The sequence below is a fragment of the Microbacterium sp. NPDC064584 genome (genome assembly GCF_040687315.1).
Classification (GTDB): domain Bacteria; phylum Actinomycetota; class Actinomycetes; order Actinomycetales; family Microbacteriaceae; genus Microbacterium; species Microbacterium lacus.
Map to the genome: position 1 here is coordinate 32,409 of NZ_JBFBMZ010000007.1, position 17,316 is coordinate 49,724.

Below are 17,316 nucleotides of genomic sequence, written 5' to 3' on the forward strand. Positions count from 1 at the left end.
TGCTCCTCGCGAGAGGGCAGATGTGCCGGGCGACACGCCGTGTCCAGGGTGCATGTGTGCCCTCTCGCGAGCGGCAGGCGGTGTCGGGGGACGCACGTACGATCGGGGGGGACGAAAGGGACCCTGTGCGATACATCCCGGCTGAGGCGCGCGTCGTCTGGAGCGCGAGCGACCTCAAGGCGGCCGCCGAGTGCGAGTTCGCCTGGCTGCGGGCGATCGACGCGAAGCTCGGGCGCATCGCGGCGGTCGACGAGCCCGAAGACGCCACACTCGAACGCGCCGGCCGCCTCGGCGGCGAGCACGAGCTGCGTGTGCTCGCCGACTACCGACGTCGGTTCGGTGAGGGCGTGATCGAGATCGCCGCGGCGCGATCATCGGATGCCGACGCGCTGGCCGCCGCCGTCGCCCACACGAACACCGCCCTCGCCTCGGACGCCGACGTGATCTACCAGGCGGCTTTCGCGACGGACGAGTTCGTGGGCTTTGCCGACTTCCTCGTCCGCGACGACGGCGGCCGGTGGATGGTGCAGGACAGCAAACTCGCGCGCCGCGCCCGGGTGACCGCACTCATGCAGCTGGCCGCTTACGCCGATCAGCTCGACCGGCTCGGCATCCCGCGCTCCGATCGCGTCGAGCTCCTGCTGGGCGACGGGTCGACGAGCGAGCATCTCGTCGACGATCTGCTCCCCGTGTTCGATCTCCGCCGCGCCCGCCTGCGCGCCCTGATCGCCGACCGCGCGCTCGACCGCGGCGCCGACGCGCCGGCGATCGCATGGGGCGACCCCCGCGGCGAGCTCGGGGTCATCGCGTGTGGGCGGTGCGCGACGTGCGACCTCGAAGTGATCGCGAATCGCGACCTCCTGCTCGTGGCGGGAATGCGCCCGGTGCAGCGCGAGCGGCTGCGCGCCGCCGGCGTCGAGACGATCGACGCTCTCGCCGCGGCTCCGACCGGGCCCGCGGGCATAAATCCGGACACATTCGCGATGCTGCGCACGCAGGCGCGGCTGCAGCTGAGCGCGCCGGCGGGCACGGGCGGGGCCGACCCGACCGGCGCCCCGCCGCCGTACGAAGTCGTCGCGCCGAAGGCGCTCGGTGCCCTCCCGCGGCCCGACCTCGGAGACCTTTTCTTCGACTTCGAGGGCGATCCGCTCTACACCGAGGGCGATGCGACGGTGTGGGGCATCGACTACCTGTTCGGGTGGGTGGACGTCCGCGAGCAGTACAGCGCGCTGTGGGCGCATTCGTTCGCCGACGAGAAGGCGGCTCTGCAGCGCTTCCTGGATCTTCTCGAGGTGCACCGGGCCCGGCATCCGGATTTCCACATCTACCACTACGCCCCGTACGAGCCGACGCACCTGCTGACGATGGCGGCGCGCTATGGGACGCGCGAGGCCGAGGTCGACCGCCTGTTGCGCGACGGCGTGTTCGTCGACCTGTACCCGATCGTCCGGCAGGCGCTGCGGGTCGGGTCGCGGTCGTACTCGATCAAGAAGCTCGAGCCGCTCTACATGGGCGCCGACGTCCGCACGAGCGACGTGCAGAAGGGCGACGACTCGATCGTCCGCTACGTCGAGGCGCGCGCTCTGCAGGACGAGGGGGCGGATGCCGCGGCGCAGGCGATCTTCGACGACCTCGCCGATTACAACCGCTACGACTGCGTGTCGACGAGGCGTCTGCGGGACTGGCTCGTCGACCATGCGCGGGAGGCGGGGCTCCGCCCGACGCCGAACCAGGACCCGGACGAGCGGTCGTACGAGCCGTCTCCGCGCGCGGTCGCCCTCACGGCGCTCGCCGCAGACCTTCCCGACGAATCACCCGAGTCCGCCGCCCTGCAGCTGGGCGCCGCGGCGATCGACTACTACCCGCGCGAGGCCAAATCGTTCTGGGCCACGCACTTCCTCCGCCTGCGCGAGCCGCTGTCGCTGTGGGAGGAGACCCGCGACGTCACGGTCGTCGACGCCACCCGGTCACGCGTCATCGAGGACTGGCACCACCCCGAGGGCAAGAGCGAGCGCCGACGCGTCGAGCTCCGGGGCGAGCTCGCACCCGGGACGCGGCTCAGTGAGGGCTCCTCGCCGTTCGCGATCTACGAGCTGCCCGCGCCGTTCCCGTTCGATGCGAAGCCGCGGTGGATCCACGGCGTCCGAACGGTCACGGTCGTCGAGGTGCTCGATGACGGGGCGATCGTCGAAGAGCTCGCGGTGGACGGGAACACGTGGGACGAGCTGCCGATCGCACTGACACCCCAGGCGCCGCCGAGCGCCGGCCGTCAGCAGGCGGCGATCGACGACTGGGCCGATGGTCTCCTCGCCGCCGCGCCCGATCTGCCCGGCCATCCAGCGACTGACATCCTGCTGCGCCGACCCCCGCGCACCCGCGGCGGGTCTCTCCCGGCATCGACCGGCGACGACGTCGACGCGATCGTCCGCGCGGTGCTCGACCTCGATCAGAGCTACCTCGCGGTGCAGGGACCGCCCGGGACCGGCAAGACGTTCGTCGGCTCGCACGTCATCGCGCGGCTCGTGCGCGAGCACGGCTTCCGGGTCGGAGTCGTCGCGCAGTCGCACAACGTCGTCGAGCACATGCTCGGACGCGTCGTCGCGGCGGGCGTCGAGCCGGGCATCGTCGGCAAGGCGCCCAAGGACGCCTCCGCCCCCGGCATCCCGTACACGGTGATCCCGAAGAACGGCATGACCGCATTCACCGCGGAGCATGCTGCGACCGGGTTCGTCGTCGGCGGCACCGCGTGGGACTTCGCGCACGAGGGGCGCGTACCCCGGGGCAGCCTCGACCTGCTCGTGATCGACGAGGCCGGACAGTTCTCCCTCGCCTCGACGATCGCGGTCTCGCTCGCCGCGCCGCGGCTGCTTCTGCTGGGCGACCCGCAGCAGCTGCCGCAGGTCAGCCAGGGGACCCATCCCGCACCTGTGGACAGATCCGCGCTCGGGTGGGTGATCGACGGGGCCGATGTGATCCCCGCCGAGTACGGGTACTTCCTGGCGCGCACGTGGCGCATGAGGCCCGAGGTCGCGGCGCCCGTCTCCCGGCTGTCCTACGGTGGCGAGCTCGCCGCGCATCCGGCGACGGCGCGGCGCGTCCTGGACGGCATCCGTCCGGGTCTCCTTCCGATCCCGGTGCGCCATCACGGCAACGCGACGCAGTCTCCCGAGGAGGCGGCCGTCGTCGCCGCGCTCGTCCGCGACCTCGTCGGGCGCGAGTGGACCGGCATCCGCATCGGCGAGGACGGCGACGCCGAAACGCTGCCGCCCCGCCCGCTGGGCGAGCGCGACATCATCGTCGTCACGCCGTACAACGCGCAGCAGGTGGCCGTCGAGCGAGCACTGACGGATGCCGGATTCCCCGACGTGCCGGTCGGGACGGTCGATCGCTTCCAAGGTCAGGAGGCCGCGGTGGCGATCGTGTCGCTCGCCGCGTCGTCCGGGCGCGACGCACCGCGCGGACTCGAGTTCCTCCTGCTGCGCAACCGGCTGAACGTGGCGATCTCCCGCGCGATGCATACGGCGTATCTGGTCTCGTCACCGGGCCTGCTGGACGACCTCCCGCGCACGCCGGACGGAGTGGCGCGGCTCAGCGGGTTCGTCCGGCTGATGCAGTCCGCCGATGCGTCGGTGGACGCGCGGGAGCCGGTGACGGTGCTCGAGGCCCATTAGACGGCTCGGGCGCGACTGTCAACCCCGTCCGTTCCGGAACCCGGAGTTCGTACGCTATCCAGGCGTCTTTCGGGACGCAGGCCGCGGCATCCGTTCGGCGAGGGGTGGATGCTGCGGCCATCTCTGCCTTGCGCCGACGTATCACCGCGTGCCCGGGGCGCTCTCCCTTTCAACGAGGGGGAGAACATGACTGCCATCGACGCCGGATCCACCGTCCGTCTGGAGACCGCCACCGCGGACGCACCCAAGCGGCGCGGACTGCTCTTCTGGGTCATCCGGTACCTGCCCGCCGAGATCGTGGGCACCGCGGCGATGATCGTGGCGGGGCTGGCCGTCACGGCCTGGACCGATGTACCTGCACTCATCGCGCTCGCAGCCATCGTGGGGGAGAGCCTCGGCTTCTACGCCGTCCTGGCGATCACGATCTACGCCGAGCAGTCCGCGGTGTCGGCGAACGGCCGGAACGCCGTCGTGCGCACGTTCATGCTGCTGGTCGCCGAGTTCGGGCCCGCCGAACTCCTGGACACGCTGCTCGTGCGCCCCGCAGCGCTCACACTCGGTGTCTGGCTCATCCCCGATCCGGTGTGGGGTCTGCTGGCGGGCAAGGTGGTCGCGGACATCATCTTCTACGCGGTGGCCGCCGGATCGTTCATGATCACCGCGAAGACGGGTCTGCGCGAAGGACGCGCCAAGGAGCAGGACTCGTGAGCATCGCCACCACCCGCCGCGCGGAGGAGGCCTTCCGCGACGCGCGTCGCGAAGAGGCCGCCTCCCTGATGCGATCGGATGCCGCTCGCGCGGCGATCGCGCTGCACGGCACACCGGTTCTGCTGCTGCAGACCGAGCGCGTCCGCGCCCAGTACCGCCGCCTGCGGGCGGCGCTGCCGTTCGTCGACTTCCACTTCGCGGTGAAGGCCCTCGCTCACGAGGGGGTCCTGGAGACGCTCGCGGAGGAGGGGTGCGGCTTCGACGTGGCGACCGGCGAAGAGCTCGCGCTTCTCGATCGCGTGCCGCGCGGACGCATCATCCACACGCACCCGATCAAGAAGGCCGCCGAGATCGCGGAGGCGATCGACGCCGGCGTGCGGACGTTCGTGATCGACAACGAGATCGAACTGGCGAAGTTCATCGGAGCTCCGTCGGATGTCCGGCTCCTGGTGCGGCTCGCGTACCGCAGCCCGCACGCGAAGAGCGACCTGTCCAGCAAGTTCGGGGTGGGCCCGTTCGAGGCCATGCACCTGATCGTCGCGGCGCACGAGCGCGGCATCCGCGTCGCCGGCTTCAGCTTCCACGTCGGCAGCCAGCTCGATGACCCGGCCCGATTCGCCGCGGCGATCACGGAGACGGTCGCGCTGATCGATCGCGTCCGCGCCGAGCTCGGCGTGCACCTGGACGTGCTCGACATCGGCGGGGGCTTCCCGATCGCGTACGACAGTGCGGTGCGGTCGATCGAAGAGCTCGCGGCCGTGATCGGCCCCGTGCTGGCGGCGCGCGCGGGCGACCTGGAGATCCTCGCCGAACCCGGACGGGCGATGGTCGCGGAGTCGATGATGCTCGTCACGAGCGTCGTGGGGGTCGCCGAACGTGACGACGGGCGGTGGTACTACCTGGACGACGGCCTCTACGGGGCGTACTCGAACGTGCTCACCGAGGACGTGCATCCGCTGATCTTCGCCGAGCGCGAGCTGGAGGCTGTGGACACGTCTGCGCACCGCTGGGCGACGCTCGCCGGGCCGACGTGCGACTCGAGCGACGTGATCGCCCGCGAGGCGCTCATGCCCGAGCTCGAGGTCGGCGACCTGCTCGTGAGTCCGGCGATGGGCGCGTACACCGTCGTGACGGCCAGCCGCTTCAACGGCCGACCCGTGACGACGATCGCCGTGCTGGACGCCGTCGAGGTCGCGCGGGTCGGCGCTGTGGAACGCGAGCCGGCCCTCGCTGCGCTGGCGTGACCGACTCAGACCGTGCCGTAGAGGCGGTCGCCGGCGTCACCGAGTCCGGGCACGATGTAGCCCTTCTCGTTGAGCCGCTCGTCCAGCGCGCCGAGCACGAGTGTCACGTCGTGGCCTTCGACCTGCTTCTCGATCGCCGCGACGCCCTCCGGCGCGCCCAGCAGGCAGATCGCCGTGACGTCGCGGGCGCCGCGGGCGAAGAGGAACTCCATCGCGGCGCCGAGCGATCCGCCGGTGGCGAGCATCGGATCGAGCACGAAGCACTGCCGGTCGCTCAGGTCCTCGGGGAGGCGCTCGGCGTACGTCGTCGGCTCGAGCGTCACTTCGTTGCGCGCCATGCCGAGGAACCCCACTTCGGCACTCGGCAGGAGCTTGACCATGCCGTCCAGCATCCCGAGGCCGGCGCGGAGGATCGGCACCACGAGCGGACGCGGGTCGCTGATGCGCACACCCACCGTCGTGGTGACCGGAGTCTGGATCTCGTGCGGGCTCACGCGGACGTTGCGCGTGGCCTCGTAGGCGAGGAGGGTGACCAGTTCTTCGGTGAGCTGGCGGAACACCGGCGACGGGGTGGTCTGGTCGCGCAGGACCGTGAGCTTGTGGGTGATGAGCGGGTGATCCGCGACGTGCAGGCGCATACGTTCAGGGTATGGCACCGGGGCTCCCCGGCGTGGTGGGGCGTACGCTCTGAGGGTGATCGCCGCCCCCTCCGACGCCGCGGCGATGCGACGTGCCCTGGTGCTCGCCCAGGAGGCAGCCGCGGACGGCGACGTGCCCGTCGGTGCGGTGGTGACGGATGCCGAGGGCGCGGTGATCGGCGAGGGCCGCAACCGGCGCGAGGAGACCCACGATCCGACGGCGCACGCCGAGGTCGTGGCGCTGCGCCAGGCCGCGGTCGCGCGCGGCGGCTGGAACCTCGACGGGTGCACGCTCGTGGTCACGTTGGAGCCGTGCGTGATGTGCGCCGGAGCGATGCTGCAGGCGCACATCTCGCGCCTCGTCTACGGCGCGTGGGACGACAAGGCCGGCGCCGTGGGATCGGTGTACGACGTCGTCCGCGACCGACGGCTGCCGCAGCGCGCGGAGGTGATCGCCGGCGTGTACGCCGAGGAGGCGGCATCCCTCCTGCACACGTTCTTCACCGCCCGCCGCTAGCCCCTCGCGCTCCGCGCCCCGCGCGCCGATCCCTCTGCCGCGGAGGTGGTCCCTCTCCCCCCGAGATGGTCCCTCTCGCGTCGAGATGGTCCCTTTCGCGTCGAGATGGTCCCTTTCCCTTCGAGGTGGTGTCCACCATCTCGGGGGAGAACCCACCATTTCGGGGGAGGAGCCACCGTTTCGGAGGGAGGGACCACCATTTCGGCGGGAAACCCACCATGTCGGGGGGAAACCCACCACCTCGGCGGGAGAGCGCGACGGAGAGCGGATGCCGCGCGTCAGTCGGCGGAACGGATGACGATCTGCTCGGTGGCCGGCTGCGCGGCGAGCGAACCCGAGTCGTCGGGGCCGGCGTACACGTCGGGCTCGAAGTAGATCGCCCGCGCGATCGGCACCGCCGCGCGCACGCGCGCCTCGACGATGTCGATCTCGGCCGCGACGTCGGCGAACAGCTTGTCCGCCGCGAACCCCAGCTTCGCCGCCACCAGGAGCTCGTCGGGGCCCAGGTAGAGGGTCTTCACGTGGATCAGGTGCTCCACCTCGGGGCCGGAGGTGATCGCCTTCACGATCTTGCGGTGATCGGCGTCCGTCGCCCCCTCGCCCACGAGCAGGCTCTTCGTCTCGATGCCGAGCGTGATCGCGACCACGATCAGGAGCGTGCCGATCATGAGCGTGCCGATCGCGTCGAACACCGAGTTGCCGGTGATCGTGGTGAGCCCGACGCCGAGGAGGGCGAAGACGAGTCCGATGAGGGCCGCCACGTCCTCGAGGAGCACGACGGGCAGCTCGGGTGCCTTCGCGTGCCGGATGAAGCCGACCCACGACTCGCCCTTCTTGCGGACGAGGTTGCTCTCACGGATCGCGGTGCGCAGCGAGAACGACTCCAGTCCGATCGCGATCAGCAGCACCGTGAGCGGAACCCACACGTTCTCGAGCTCGTGCGGGTGCGTGAGCTTGTCGACGCCCTCGTAGATCGAGAACAGACCACCGACGGAGAACAGGATGATCGAGACGACGAACGCGTACACGTAGCGCTCGCGGCCGTATCCGAACGGGTGCTCGCTGTCGGCGCGCTTCTTGGCCTTGCGGCCGCCCAGCAGGAGCAGCAGCTGGTTGCCGGAGTCGGCGACCGAGTGGATGCCCTCGGCGAGCATCGAGGCTGAGCCCGAGAAGAACCACGCGATGAACTTCGCCAGGGCGATGCCCATGTTCGCCAAGAACGCGGCGATGATCGCCTTGCCGCCACCCGATGCACTCATGAGTGACGAGTCTAGGTTCCCGGACCCGCCCGCGTCCCCGCCCGCGTCAGTCGGCGGACTTGAGGATGATCGTCTCGGTCGGGGGTGCGGGATCGGCGGGAGCTCCGACGTAGCCGATCACCGACAGCAGCGCGTGACGGAACTCCGCGGGCGCCTCCAGGTGCGCCGAATGCCCGACGCCCTCCAGCGCCACCTCGGTGACCTCACCGCCCGCGGCGGCGTACGCGTCGAGCACGTCGCGGGTCTGCGCGACCATCTCCTGGGCGGGGGCGACGTCCGCGCCGGGCCAGCCGGGCACGATCCCGAGCTGTCCGAGGTAGTTGAGGTCGTAGAACGACGTGTCCGAGACGATCGCGTCGGCGGTGCCGTGGATCCAGGCGATCGGCGGCTTCGGGTCGAGCTCGACGATGCCCGAGACGTCGAAGTACCGCGGCGTCATGGTGTTCAGGACGCCGATCGTGCCCGCGGCGAATCCGGGCCAGTTCGCGCTCGCCGCGCCGTCGCCCGGATAGTTGCCCGTGGCCGTCGAGGTCGTGAGCATCGACTCGACCCAGGTGTCCTCGTGGTCGGTCGTGTATCCGGCCGCGACATAGCCCGACCGGAAGACGCTCCGGGGTGAGGTGGGCGCGTCCGCCGTCGTGTCGCGGTCGATGAGGCGCTGCACGAAGTCGGGGTTCGCACCGCCGCCGCCGGTCCCGGCATCGTCATCCGTGAGCCGGGTGCCGTCGCGGCGCGTACCCCCGAACCCGTACGGCGAGACCGGCGACTGCAGCGTCAGGCTCAGCACCGGGTGATCCAACGCATACTGCATCACGACGCCGCCGCCCATCGACCAGCCGACCAGGTGCGCCGTGGGGATCCCGAGCGCCTCGAGCGTCGCGAACACGTCGTCGCTGAAGTCGCGGACGCCACGGGTCGCATCCACCGGCGCGTGCTCGGTCGCACCGAAGCCGCGCAGGTCGATCGCGATGACCCGCAGGTCGCTCGGCAGGTCCTGCATGACCTCCTGCCAGAACAGCGACGACGACACGTTGCCGTGGATCAGCACGACCGTCCGATCCGGGGGTGTCGCCGGATCGTCGCCTTCTCTCTCGAGGATGCCCACGTTCAGATCCGGGGTTTCCACGATGCGGGAACGGATGCCGTCGAAGAGGCTCATGGGAAGGATCCTTCGTTGTGCGCGGGGGTCTTTCGCCGCTGTTTCCTCGACTATAGCCCCGCCCCGCACGCCGGTGAACGGGGTTTCAGGTTCGTCTCCTCGCAGCCTGGTTAGGATGATCGGCATGCCTGCACAGACCCCTGCCCTGCCCCCCATCGCGATCATCGGCGCGGGCTCGATGGGAGGGGCGATCCTGCAGGGGCTCGTCCGCTCGGGGCTCGCCGTGGGTGGGGTGACGGTGACCAATCGCACGCGTGCGAAGGCTGGGCCGCTCGCCGGTCAGCCCGGCGTCACGAGCATCGCCCTCGAAGACCAGCCGGACGGGAACTCCCGGGCCGTCGCATCGGCGCGCATCGTGCTCATCGGCGTGAAGCCGGCGATGGTCCCGGAGCTGCTGAGCGAGATCACGCCGCACCTCGGTCCCGACGCCGTCGTCGTCAGCCTCGCGGCGGGAGTGACGATCGCGACGTTCGAGTCGATCCTCCCCGCCGGCACCTCGGTGCTGCGATCGATGCCGAACACCCCGGCCGTCGTCGGCCTCGCGGTGACCGGCCTGTCCGCGGGGACGGCCGCGACGCCTGAGGACACCGCCCTCGTGCGGGCGCTGTTCGAGACGGTCGGCACCGTGATCGAGGTGCCGGAATCCCAGATCGACGCGCTGTCGACGATCTCCGGCTCGGGCCCCGCCTATGTGTTCCTCCTGATCGAGGAGTTCACGAAGGCCGCGATCGGTAAGGGCTTCAGCGAGGCGGACGCCCGCACGATGGCCGAGCAGACCTTCATCGGCGCGACGGCGCTGCTGGCGGCATCCGATGTCGACCCCGCCGAGCTGCGGCGGCGGGTGACGAGCCCGAAGGGCACGACCGAGCGCGCGGTGGCGGTCCTGCAGGACGCGCACCTCGACGACGTCTTCGTCCGGGCGACGGATGCCGCGCTCGAGCGCGCGCGCGAACTCGCGGCCGGTGCGTAGCCTCGCCTGCGCAGTGTCGCGCCCGCGTTCACGGCGATGACGACGCGGAAGGCTAGTCTCTGGTCCGTGGCCCGTCGCCCTGCCGTCACCGCTTCGCGGTCGCGCCGTGGAATACGCCTGCACCCCGCTCAGGCTGTCGTGGCCGGCTTCGCCGCGACCAACCTGATCGGCACCGCGCTGCTCAGTCTCCCGATCTCGTCGCGCTCGGGCGAATGGACCGGCTTCGTCGACGCGCTGTTCACGGCGACCTCCGCAGTGTGCGTCACCGGCCTCACCGTGCTGGACACGGCGACGCACTGGAGCCCGTTCGGGCTGGTCGTGATCCTCGTCCTCATCCAGCTCGGCGGCTTGGGGATCATGATCTTCGCGTCGCTGGTCGGACTCGCCTTGGCGCGGAAACTCACAGTCCGTTCGCGCCTGAACACCGCCGCCGAGGCGAAAGCCGTCGGCTACGACGATGTCCGCGGGCTCGTACGCGGCATCCTGCTCATCTCGCTCATCATCGAGGCGGTCACCTTCTGCTTCCTCGCACCGCGCTTCATGCTCGCCTATGGCTATGGTCCGGGGGAGGCGGCGTGGTACGCGCTGTTCCACAGCGTCTCGTCGTTCAACAACGCCGGATTCGCGCTCTACAGCGACAACCTGATCGGGTTCGCCGCCGACCCCTGGATCTGCCTGCCCCTGTGCGGGGCGATCATCCTCGGCGGGCTCGGATTCCCGGTGATCATGCAGCTGCGCAAGGAGTTCCGGCGCCCGCTGCACTGGAGCATGAACACCAAGATCGTGCTGTGGGCCACCGCAACCCTCCTCGTGGGTGGCACGGTCTACATCACGGTGTTCGAGTGGTCCAACGCCGAGACACTCGGCGCCTACGATCCTGCGACGAGGCTGCTCATCGGCTTCTTCCATTCGGTGCAGACCCGTACGGCGGGGTTCAACTCGGTCGACATCGGACTGATGCACGACGAGACGTGGCTGGGCATGGACGTGCTGATGTTCATCGGCGGTGGGCCTGCGGGAACAGCCGGCGGCATCAAGGTGACCACCTTCGCCGTGCTGTTCTTCATCATGGCCACCGAGCTGCGGGGTGAGGGCGCCGTGAACATCTTCGGCAAGCGACTGTCTCGCGCGGTCCACCGGCAGGCGATCACCGTCGTGCTGATGGCTGTCGCGGCCGTCATGGTGGCGACGATCTCGCTCATGGTCATCACGGGCTTGTCGTTCGATCGGGTGTTCTTCGAGACGGTGTCCGCGTTCGGCACGGTGGGCTTGTCCACTGGCATCACCGGTGACCTGCCCGACGCGGCCGAGATCGTCTTGGTGCTCTTGATGTTCCTCGGCCGGCTCGGTCCGCTGACCCTCGGCAGCGCCATCGCGCTGCGACAACGTCGCATCCTGTACGAATACCCCAAGGAGAGGCCCGCCATTGGCTAAGTTCTCGCTCTTCTCAGACACATCCCGCCGGATCGCGGAGGCCGATTCGGTTGCGGTGATCGGGCTCGGCCGCTTTGGCAGCAGCCTCGCGCTGGAGCTCATGGCGTCGGGGACGGAGGTGCTCGGCATCGACAGCGACGAAGAGATCGTGCAGTCGCACAACGGTCAGCTCACGCAGGTCGTCCGGGCGGATTCGACCAAGGAGGAGGCGCTCCGTCAACTGGCCGTGGACGAGTTCGACCGCGTCGTGGTCGCGATCGGCGACGACGTGCAGGCCTCCATCCTCACGGCGTCGCTTCTGCTCCAGTTGAAGGTTCCCGTCGTCTGGGCCAAGGCGATCAGCGAACAGCACGGCACGATCCTCGCCCAGGTGGGTGTGCATCACGTGGTGTATCCCGAGAAGGACATGGGTCGGCGCGTGGCGCACCTCGTGCGCGGTGCCGCGATCGACTACCTCGAGATCGACCGGGGCTATTCGCTGGTCAAAGCCACCGTTCCCGCCTCTTTCGTCGGCGTGCCGTTGGGTCAGACGCGCCTTCGCCAACAGCATGGTGTCACCATCGCGGCGTACCGCGACGACAGCGGATCCTGGCAGAACGCCGACAACGCGACGGTGCTCGCTCCCGGCGCGGCGGTCTTGATCGTCGGGCCGACGTCGAGAGCCGAGGCCTTCGCTCAGCTGCGCTGACCGGACGATGACTCAGCGGTCGAGTGCCGCGAACCGCTCGATGTCGCCGTTCGTGCCCGACACGATGATCAGGTCGTGGTTCGTGACGATCGTGTTCGCCTCCGCGTAGCGGAACGGCTTGCCCGGGCTCTTCACCCCGACCACGGTCACGTTGTACTTGGACCGCACGCCCGATTCGTTCAGCCCCACTCCGCGGATGAACTTCGGCGGGTACATCTTCGCGATCGCGAAGTCGTCATCGAACCGGATGAAGTCCAGCATCCGCCCGCTCACGAGATGGGCGACGCGCTCGCCGGCCTCGCGCTCGGGGTAGATGACGTGGTTCGCGCCCACGCGGGCGAGGATCTTGCCGTGCGACTGCGACACCGCCTTCGCCCAGATCTGCGGCACCTTCAGGTCGACGAGGTTCGCGGTGATCAGGACCGAGGCCTCGATCGAGGATCCGACGGCGACGACGGCCACCTGGAAGTCCTGCGCGCCGATCTGCTTGAGCGCGTCGACGTTGCGGGCATCGGCCTGCACGGCGTGCGTGACACGTTCGGACCATTTCTGGACCAGATCCAGGCTCTCGTCGATCGCGAGGACCTCGCGGTCCAGCCGGTCCAGCTCGCCGGCGCACGCGGCGCCGAAGCGTCCGAGTCCGATCACCAGGACAGGAGCATCGCCCCTGATGCGCTCAACCAACGATCGGCCTTTCCACCGGCAGCGCGAACAGCTGCGAACGGGATGACGCGGCCACGGCCGCGGCGAGAGTCACTGTACCAATGCGGCCCATGAACATCGTCAGCGCCATCACGTAGACGCCGGCGTCGGGCAGGGATTCGGTGAGGCCGGTCGACAGGCCCACGGTCGCGAAGCCCGAGATCACGTCGAACAGCACCGCCTCGACGGGCGACTTGGTGATGTGCGCGATCGTGATCGTGGAGAGCGCGACGATCGTCGCGCCCCACGCGACGACGGACAGCGCGACGCGCTGCACGTCGCTCGGGATGCGGCGCCCGAACGCCTGCACGGACGGGCGTCCCTTCGCTTCGGACCACACCGCGAGCGCGAGCACGGCGAGCGTGGTCACCTTGATGCCACCCGCGGTGGATGCCGACCCTCCGCCGACGAACATGAGCATGGACCCGACCAGGAGCGACGAGCCATTGAGTTCGCCGATGTCGACGACGGAGAACCCGCCGGATCGTGTCATCGCGGACAGGAAGAACGACTGGAACACGGTGTCCCACGCGTCGCGGCTTCCGAAGGTCTCGGGGTTGTCGAACTCGAGGGCGAGGAACGCCGCTGCGCCGAGGAAGAACAGCAAGACGGTCGTGATGAGCGTGAGCTTCGCGTGCAGGGTCCAGTGCCGCACGTGCCACTGGTGGCGCCACAGTGTGTAGATGACCGGGAAGCCGATCGAGCCGAGGAAGACCCCCGCCATCATCACGGTGAGGAAGAAGTAGTCGTACTGGAACGGCAGGATGCCGTCGGGGTTGGGCGAGAACCCGGTGTTCGTGAACGACATCGCCGCGAAATACGGTGCCTCCCAGAGGGCGACGAGCGGATCGACGCCGCCCACCAGGAGGGAGGGGTACATCAGCACGGCGAGCCCCGCCTCGATCACGAGGGTGGACAGCGCGACGGTGCGCAGCAGAACACCGACTTCGCCGAGTCGAACCGTCTGTCCTTCGTTCACGACGCCGCCGTGCGCGCGCATCGGATTCGTGTCGCCCGCCGCGATGAGTTTGGCGCGCAGACCCAGTCTTTTGGAGATCACGAGCCCGAGGATCGACGCGAGCGTGAGGACGCCCATCGCGCCGACGTTCACGCCGATGAAGATGATGACCTGGCCGAACGGCGACCAGTACGTTCCCATGTTCACCGTGGTCAATCCGGTGACGCAGATCGTGGAGACCGCGGTGAACAGGGCGTCCGCAAACGGTGCCCGCGTGCCGGTGGCGGTCGCGGCGGGGAGGGACAGGAAGCCGGTGAACAGCAGGATGAGTGCGGCGAAGACGAGGACCGCGAACCTGGCGGGCGAAGCGGTGGTGAGGTCCTGCAGGCGATCCCAGGCCAGGCGCAGGGAGGCTCTCATCCGCGTCACGAAGGACCCCTTCGGGTCAGTCGCCATGCGCGGCCCCCTCGCTCGAAACCTCAGTCATGGTACTCCGGCAGATGCCCGACTAACCTAAGCACATGGCGGACATCTTCGACGTGATCGCGGACGGCACCCGCCGCGACATCCTGCAGCTCCTCCTGGATCGGTCATCCGCCGGAGAGCGCGGGACGAGCGTGTCGCACATCGTGCAGCAGCTCGGTGTCAGCCAGCCGACGGTCTCCAAGCACCTGAAAGTGCTGCGCGAGGCGCAGCTGGTGTCGGTTCGCGAAGAGGGCCAGCACCGCTACTACAGCCTGTCGGCCGCGCCGCTGGACGAAGTCGACGACTGGCTCATCCCCTTCCTCGACGACGGGGCGGATGCCGAGCTCGGCGGCTCTTCCACGCTCCCGGACTCGGCGGCGCATGCGGCGGACACCCTGGGGCGTGCGGCGGCGTCGGCCAAGCACGCGTTCGAGAGCGCGCTGAAGAAGCTGCCGGGCCGCTGAGCCGGGCTCAGGAGTTCGGCGCCGTGGAGTCCTGGTCCTGGTCCTGCTGCGGCGCACCCGGAGTGGGACGGTCGCCGTCGCGGTCCCCCCAGCTCTGACCGGGATCGCCACCCGGGAAGCCGCGGTCTCCGAACTCAGCGGCGGGCCCGCCTCGACCCGAATCGAGAGCGAAGCCGGTCGCCACGCCACCGCCGAAAGCGAGTGCCAGCAGAAGCGCGCCTCCCGCGGCGATCCCGCCGATGAGCCAGCCGCGGGACGACGGGCGCGTCGGTGGGGCTGTGGGCTCCGGCGTGGCAGGCGACGCGCCGGCGGGCGGCGCTTCGGGAAGGACGGCGGTCGGCTGCTCGGCAGGCGTCGTGGGACCGGGTGCGGTGGGTTCGGAATCGTCGCGGGACATGCGTTCGATGCTCGCGCGAGCGCTGAGGTGCGACCTCTGCGGCGGGTATGGGTCGGCTGGGAACGGCACACGCTCCGATCCCAGTGGTCACACGGGTTTACAGGCGTCGCACGCACCCCATAGAGTGTGCTGTGCACGATCCTGGGGAAGGGGAGATCATGGCGGAACTGCCTGATGTGCGCTTCCTGACCGTCGCGGAGGTCGCCGACATCATGCGCGTGTCGAAGATGACCGTGTACCGGCTCGTTCACGCGGGTGAGCTGCCCGCCGTCCGGTTCGGGCGCAGTTACCGCGTTCCCGAGTCCGCCGTCACCGACGCGCTGCAGCGCCCGATCGCCGACGTCGGCTGACCGAGATTTCTCAGGCCGACGCGCCTGATAGACTTTGCCAAGGCATTTTTCCGTTCTTGCCGTTCCCGGGCACGACTGCACGAGAGTGCAGGTAGCCCAGACCCCGACTTAGTGAGGTTTTCCGTGGGTTCAGTCATCAAGAAGCGCCGCAAGCGCATGGCGAAGAAGAAGCACCGCAAGCTGCTTCGCAAGACTCGCCACCAGCGCCGCAACAAGAAGTAGCAGCGGCCGCGGGCATCGCCCGCGCACACCGAGCGCCTGTCCGAGGACGGGCGCTTCGTGTTGTCGGCACCGCGGTGGCGCTCACCTGGTCTCGGCAGCACCAGAATGGAACCATGAAGTCGATCACCGTCGAGCAGCGCCGTGCCCGTGAGGGCGTCCCTCTCATCGATGTCCGCGAGCCCGACGAGTTCGCCGCCGGGCGCGTGCCCGGAGCCGTGAACCTTCCGATGTCCCGCATCGGCGAACTGCTGGATCAGCTGCCCGACGGCGAGTTCGATGTCATCTGCGCTCTCGGTGGGCGGTCGGGTCGTGTGGTCGAGGCGCTGGAGGCGCGCGGATACGACGCGGTCAACGTCGAGGGCGGCACGAACGGATGGATCGACGCGGGCTACCCCGTCGAGCGATGACCGAGATCACGCTGATCGGCAAGCCCGACTGCCACTTGTGCGATGTGGCGGAGGAGATCGTCGGTTCGGTCCTCGCTGAACTGCCCGACGAGGTGGCCGACCGCATCGAGCTTCGCGAGGCGTCCATCGCCGACGACCCCGCTCTGTACGAACTGTGGTGGGAGAAGATCCCGGTCATCCTGATCGACGGCCGGCTGCACGCGCACTGGCGAGTCTCAGCCGATCGTCTTCGAGCGGCGCTCACGGACGCGGCTCAGCCGACGAGTCGCTGACGCAGGCGTCCGAGGTCCTCCTCGGTCGCTCCGCCGCTGCGCAGATAGGCGGCAGAGCCGCCGTGCTCCCGGTCGACCCACTCGAGTGCCGTCGTGATCGCCGACGCGGGCGTCTGCGCGATGAGCTCCTCGAGGGCCGGTGTCCGCGGGATCCCCATGGCGGCGATCATCCCGAACATCCGGTCCGCCCACGCGCCCGCCAGATTCGCCTCCGACGACGCGTAGTCGGCGATTAGGGCCTCACGCTGCACCCCCACCGCGTCCAGGACCAGCGCGACGCTCACGCCCGTCCGGTCCTTACCCGCCGTGCAGTGTACGAGAACAGCCTCGCGATCGGCGGCCGGCGCCGGAGGGTCCGCCACGACGCGCGTGAACTCGGCGAAGACGCCGGCTCCGTGCGCAAGCATCGATGTGTAGAGCGCGCTCAGCTGCGGCAGTCGCGCGAGGGCCTGCTCGACGGCCGCCTCGGCGTGAGCGCCCGGCGCGGAGAGTGCCTGATCGGCCAGTCCGTTCAACGCGCCCTCGAGCAGCTCGAGATGCACGACGCGGAACTCGGTCTCGGCGGGCAGACGGTCGGGGGAGAGTTGCCGCTCCATCGGCGTCCGGAAGTCGACGATCACGCCGATGCCCGTGTCCGCGAGCCGGCGCCCGCCCTCCGGGGTCAGTCCGCTCAGCGCATCCGAGCGGAAGAGCACGCCCGCCCGGACGGCGCCGCCGCCGATGAGCGGCATCCCGCCGACATCACGGAAGTTGACGGTGCCCTCCGGCGCCCCGTGTCCCGCTGCCATCGC

General features: G+C 69.7%; 19 protein-coding genes. 12 read left to right on the forward strand and 7 right to left on the reverse strand.

The genetic code is table 11. The features are described from left to right. The first annotated feature begins 125 nt into the window (after positions 1–125). The 3 genes from AB0P18_RS11070 to AB0P18_RS11080 all read left to right on the forward strand — a co-directional run bounded on the left by AB0P18_RS11070 (position 126) and on the right by AB0P18_RS11080 (position 5,623). Positions 126–3,671, forward strand: a complete 3,546-nt coding sequence (locus tag AB0P18_RS11070) for a TM0106 family RecB-like putative nuclease (protein ID WP_363360060.1) — start codon at positions 126–128, stop codon at positions 3,669–3,671. Positions 3,672–3,857: 186 nt separating this feature from the next. Beyond that, entirely contained in the window at positions 3,858–4,379 is a 522-nt protein-coding gene (locus AB0P18_RS11075; RefSeq protein ID WP_363360061.1) for a hypothetical protein, read from the forward strand. Beyond that, positions 4,376–5,623 carry a type III PLP-dependent enzyme gene (locus AB0P18_RS11080; RefSeq protein ID WP_363360062.1) on the forward strand — a complete coding sequence of 416 codons (1,248 nt, stop codon included), beginning with the start codon at positions 4,376–4,378 and terminating at the stop codon, positions 5,621–5,623. Before AB0P18_RS11075 ends, AB0P18_RS11080 begins: the two co-directional genes overlap by 4 nt. A gap of 5 nt (positions 5,624–5,628) precedes the next feature. Here the strand turns inward: AB0P18_RS11080 and upp are convergent, their stop codons facing one another. After that, positions 5,629–6,261, reverse strand: a complete 633-nt coding sequence (gene upp / locus AB0P18_RS11085; protein WP_344055539.1) for a uracil phosphoribosyltransferase — start codon at positions 6,259–6,261, stop codon at positions 5,629–5,631. Between the two features lie 55 nt (positions 6,262–6,316). Here upp and tadA point away from each other — a divergent pair, with 55 nt between their 5' ends. After that, positions 6,317–6,778: a tRNA adenosine(34) deaminase TadA gene (gene tadA / locus AB0P18_RS11090; RefSeq protein WP_363360063.1), complete on the forward strand. Its 462-nt coding sequence runs from the start codon at positions 6,317–6,319 to the stop codon at positions 6,776–6,778. Between the two features lie 278 nt (positions 6,779–7,056). Here the strand turns inward: tadA and AB0P18_RS11095 are convergent, their stop codons facing one another. Continuing rightward, positions 7,057–8,037 carry a cation diffusion facilitator family transporter gene (locus AB0P18_RS11095; RefSeq protein WP_344055537.1) on the reverse strand — a complete coding sequence of 327 codons (981 nt, stop codon included), beginning with the start codon at positions 8,035–8,037 and terminating at the stop codon, positions 7,057–7,059. A gap of 46 nt (positions 8,038–8,083) precedes the next feature. Continuing rightward, positions 8,084–9,196, reverse strand: coding sequence for an alpha/beta hydrolase (locus tag AB0P18_RS11100; protein ID WP_363360064.1), 1,113 nt, complete (start codon positions 9,194–9,196; stop codon positions 8,084–8,086). Positions 9,197–9,320: 124 nt separating this feature from the next. Here AB0P18_RS11100 and proC point away from each other — a divergent pair, with 124 nt between their 5' ends. From proC to AB0P18_RS11115, 3 genes are all read left to right on the forward strand, one after another. Next, complete coding sequence (proC, locus tag AB0P18_RS11105) at positions 9,321–10,166, forward strand: pyrroline-5-carboxylate reductase (RefSeq protein WP_363360065.1); 846 nt, start codon at positions 9,321–9,323, stop codon at positions 10,164–10,166. 66 nt (positions 10,167–10,232) lie between these two features. Then, positions 10,233–11,600: a potassium transporter TrkG gene (locus AB0P18_RS11110; protein WP_363360066.1), complete on the forward strand. Its 1,368-nt coding sequence runs from the start codon at positions 10,233–10,235 to the stop codon at positions 11,598–11,600. After that, on the forward strand, positions 11,593–12,288 hold the full coding sequence (locus AB0P18_RS11115) for a TrkA family potassium uptake protein (RefSeq protein ID WP_363360067.1): 696 nt from the start codon (positions 11,593–11,595) through the stop codon (positions 12,286–12,288). Before AB0P18_RS11110 ends, AB0P18_RS11115 begins: the two co-directional genes overlap by 8 nt. Before the next feature lie 12 nt (positions 12,289–12,300). On the opposite strand, the gene AB0P18_RS11120 is transcribed toward AB0P18_RS11115, so the two are convergent. Beyond that, entirely contained in the window at positions 12,301–12,972 is a 672-nt protein-coding gene (locus AB0P18_RS11120) for a TrkA family potassium uptake protein (RefSeq protein ID WP_344055530.1), read from the reverse strand. Beyond that, entirely contained in the window at positions 12,965–14,368 is a 1,404-nt protein-coding gene (locus AB0P18_RS11125) for a potassium transporter TrkG (protein ID WP_363360186.1), read from the reverse strand. Before AB0P18_RS11125 ends, AB0P18_RS11120 begins: the two co-directional genes overlap by 8 nt. 101 nt (positions 14,369–14,469) lie before the next feature. Here AB0P18_RS11125 and AB0P18_RS11130 point away from each other — a divergent pair, with 101 nt between their 5' ends. Beyond that, a complete protein-coding gene (locus AB0P18_RS11130; RefSeq protein WP_344055529.1) occupies positions 14,470–14,877 on the forward strand; it encodes a metalloregulator ArsR/SmtB family transcription factor in 408 nt (135 codons plus the stop codon). A 7-nt stretch (positions 14,878–14,884) separates the two neighbouring features. Here AB0P18_RS11130 and AB0P18_RS11135 read toward each other — a convergent pair whose 3' ends face one another. Beyond that, positions 14,885–15,274, reverse strand: coding sequence for a hypothetical protein (locus tag AB0P18_RS11135; RefSeq protein WP_363360069.1), 390 nt, complete (start codon positions 15,272–15,274; stop codon positions 14,885–14,887). A gap of 158 nt (positions 15,275–15,432) precedes the next feature. On the opposite strand from AB0P18_RS11135, the gene AB0P18_RS11140 reads away from it, so the two are divergent. From AB0P18_RS11140 to AB0P18_RS11155, 4 genes are all read left to right on the forward strand, one after another. Further along, positions 15,433–15,624, forward strand: coding sequence for a helix-turn-helix domain-containing protein (locus tag AB0P18_RS11140; RefSeq protein WP_257503521.1), 192 nt, complete (start codon positions 15,433–15,435; stop codon positions 15,622–15,624). A 123-nt stretch (positions 15,625–15,747) separates the two neighbouring features. Beyond that, entirely contained in the window at positions 15,748–15,846 is a 99-nt protein-coding gene (locus AB0P18_RS11145; protein ID WP_003792170.1) for an AURKAIP1/COX24 domain-containing protein, read from the forward strand. A 113-nt stretch (positions 15,847–15,959) separates the two neighbouring features. Next, a complete protein-coding gene (locus AB0P18_RS11150; protein ID WP_344055527.1) occupies positions 15,960–16,253 on the forward strand; it encodes a rhodanese-like domain-containing protein in 294 nt (97 codons plus the stop codon). Beyond that, the gene (locus AB0P18_RS11155) at positions 16,250–16,525 is read left to right on the forward strand and encodes a glutaredoxin family protein (protein ID WP_344055526.1); all 276 of its coding nucleotides are present in this window, start codon (positions 16,250–16,252) and stop codon (positions 16,523–16,525) included. The genes AB0P18_RS11150 and AB0P18_RS11155 overlap by 4 nt, the downstream gene beginning before the upstream one ends. Here AB0P18_RS11155 and AB0P18_RS11160 read toward each other — a convergent pair. Then, positions 16,507–17,313 carry a tyrosine-protein phosphatase gene (locus AB0P18_RS11160; protein ID WP_363360070.1) on the reverse strand — a complete coding sequence of 269 codons (807 nt, stop codon included), beginning with the start codon at positions 17,311–17,313 and terminating at the stop codon, positions 16,507–16,509. The two genes, AB0P18_RS11155 and AB0P18_RS11160, sit on opposite strands and share 19 nt — an antisense overlap. Positions 17,314–17,316: the final 3 nt, after the last annotated feature.

Bases quoted from the DNA above. Each gene is read 5' to 3' on its own strand.
- AB0P18_RS11155 (WP_344055526.1), top strand. From the start codon at position 16,250: ATGACCGAGATCACGCTGATCGGCAAGCCCGACTGCCACTTGTGCGAT.
- AB0P18_RS11125 (WP_363360186.1), bottom strand. From the start codon at position 14,368: ATGAGAGCCTCCCTGCGCCTGGCCTGGGATCGCCTGCAGGACCTCACC.
- proC (WP_363360065.1), top strand. From the start codon at position 9,321: ATGCCTGCACAGACCCCTGCCCTGCCCCCCATCGCGATCATCGGCGCG.
- AB0P18_RS11160 (WP_363360070.1), bottom strand. From the start codon at position 17,313: ATGGCAGCGGGACACGGGGCGCCGGAGGGCACCGTCAACTTCCGTGAT.
- AB0P18_RS11095 (WP_344055537.1), bottom strand. From the start codon at position 8,037: ATGAGTGCATCGGGTGGCGGCAAGGCGATCATCGCCGCGTTCTTGGCG.
- AB0P18_RS11150 (WP_344055527.1), top strand. From the start codon at position 15,960: ATGAAGTCGATCACCGTCGAGCAGCGCCGTGCCCGTGAGGGCGTCCCT.
- AB0P18_RS11130 (WP_344055529.1), top strand. From the start codon at position 14,470: ATGGCGGACATCTTCGACGTGATCGCGGACGGCACCCGCCGCGACATC.
- upp (WP_344055539.1), bottom strand. From the start codon at position 6,261: ATGCGCCTGCACGTCGCGGATCACCCGCTCATCACCCACAAGCTCACG.
- AB0P18_RS11140 (WP_257503521.1), top strand. From the start codon at position 15,433: ATGGCGGAACTGCCTGATGTGCGCTTCCTGACCGTCGCGGAGGTCGCC.
- AB0P18_RS11135 (WP_363360069.1), bottom strand. From the start codon at position 15,274: ATGTCCCGCGACGATTCCGAACCCACCGCACCCGGTCCCACGACGCCT.
- AB0P18_RS11075 (WP_363360061.1), top strand. From the start codon at position 3,858: ATGACTGCCATCGACGCCGGATCCACCGTCCGTCTGGAGACCGCCACC.
- AB0P18_RS11100 (WP_363360064.1), bottom strand. From the start codon at position 9,196: ATGAGCCTCTTCGACGGCATCCGTTCCCGCATCGTGGAAACCCCGGAT.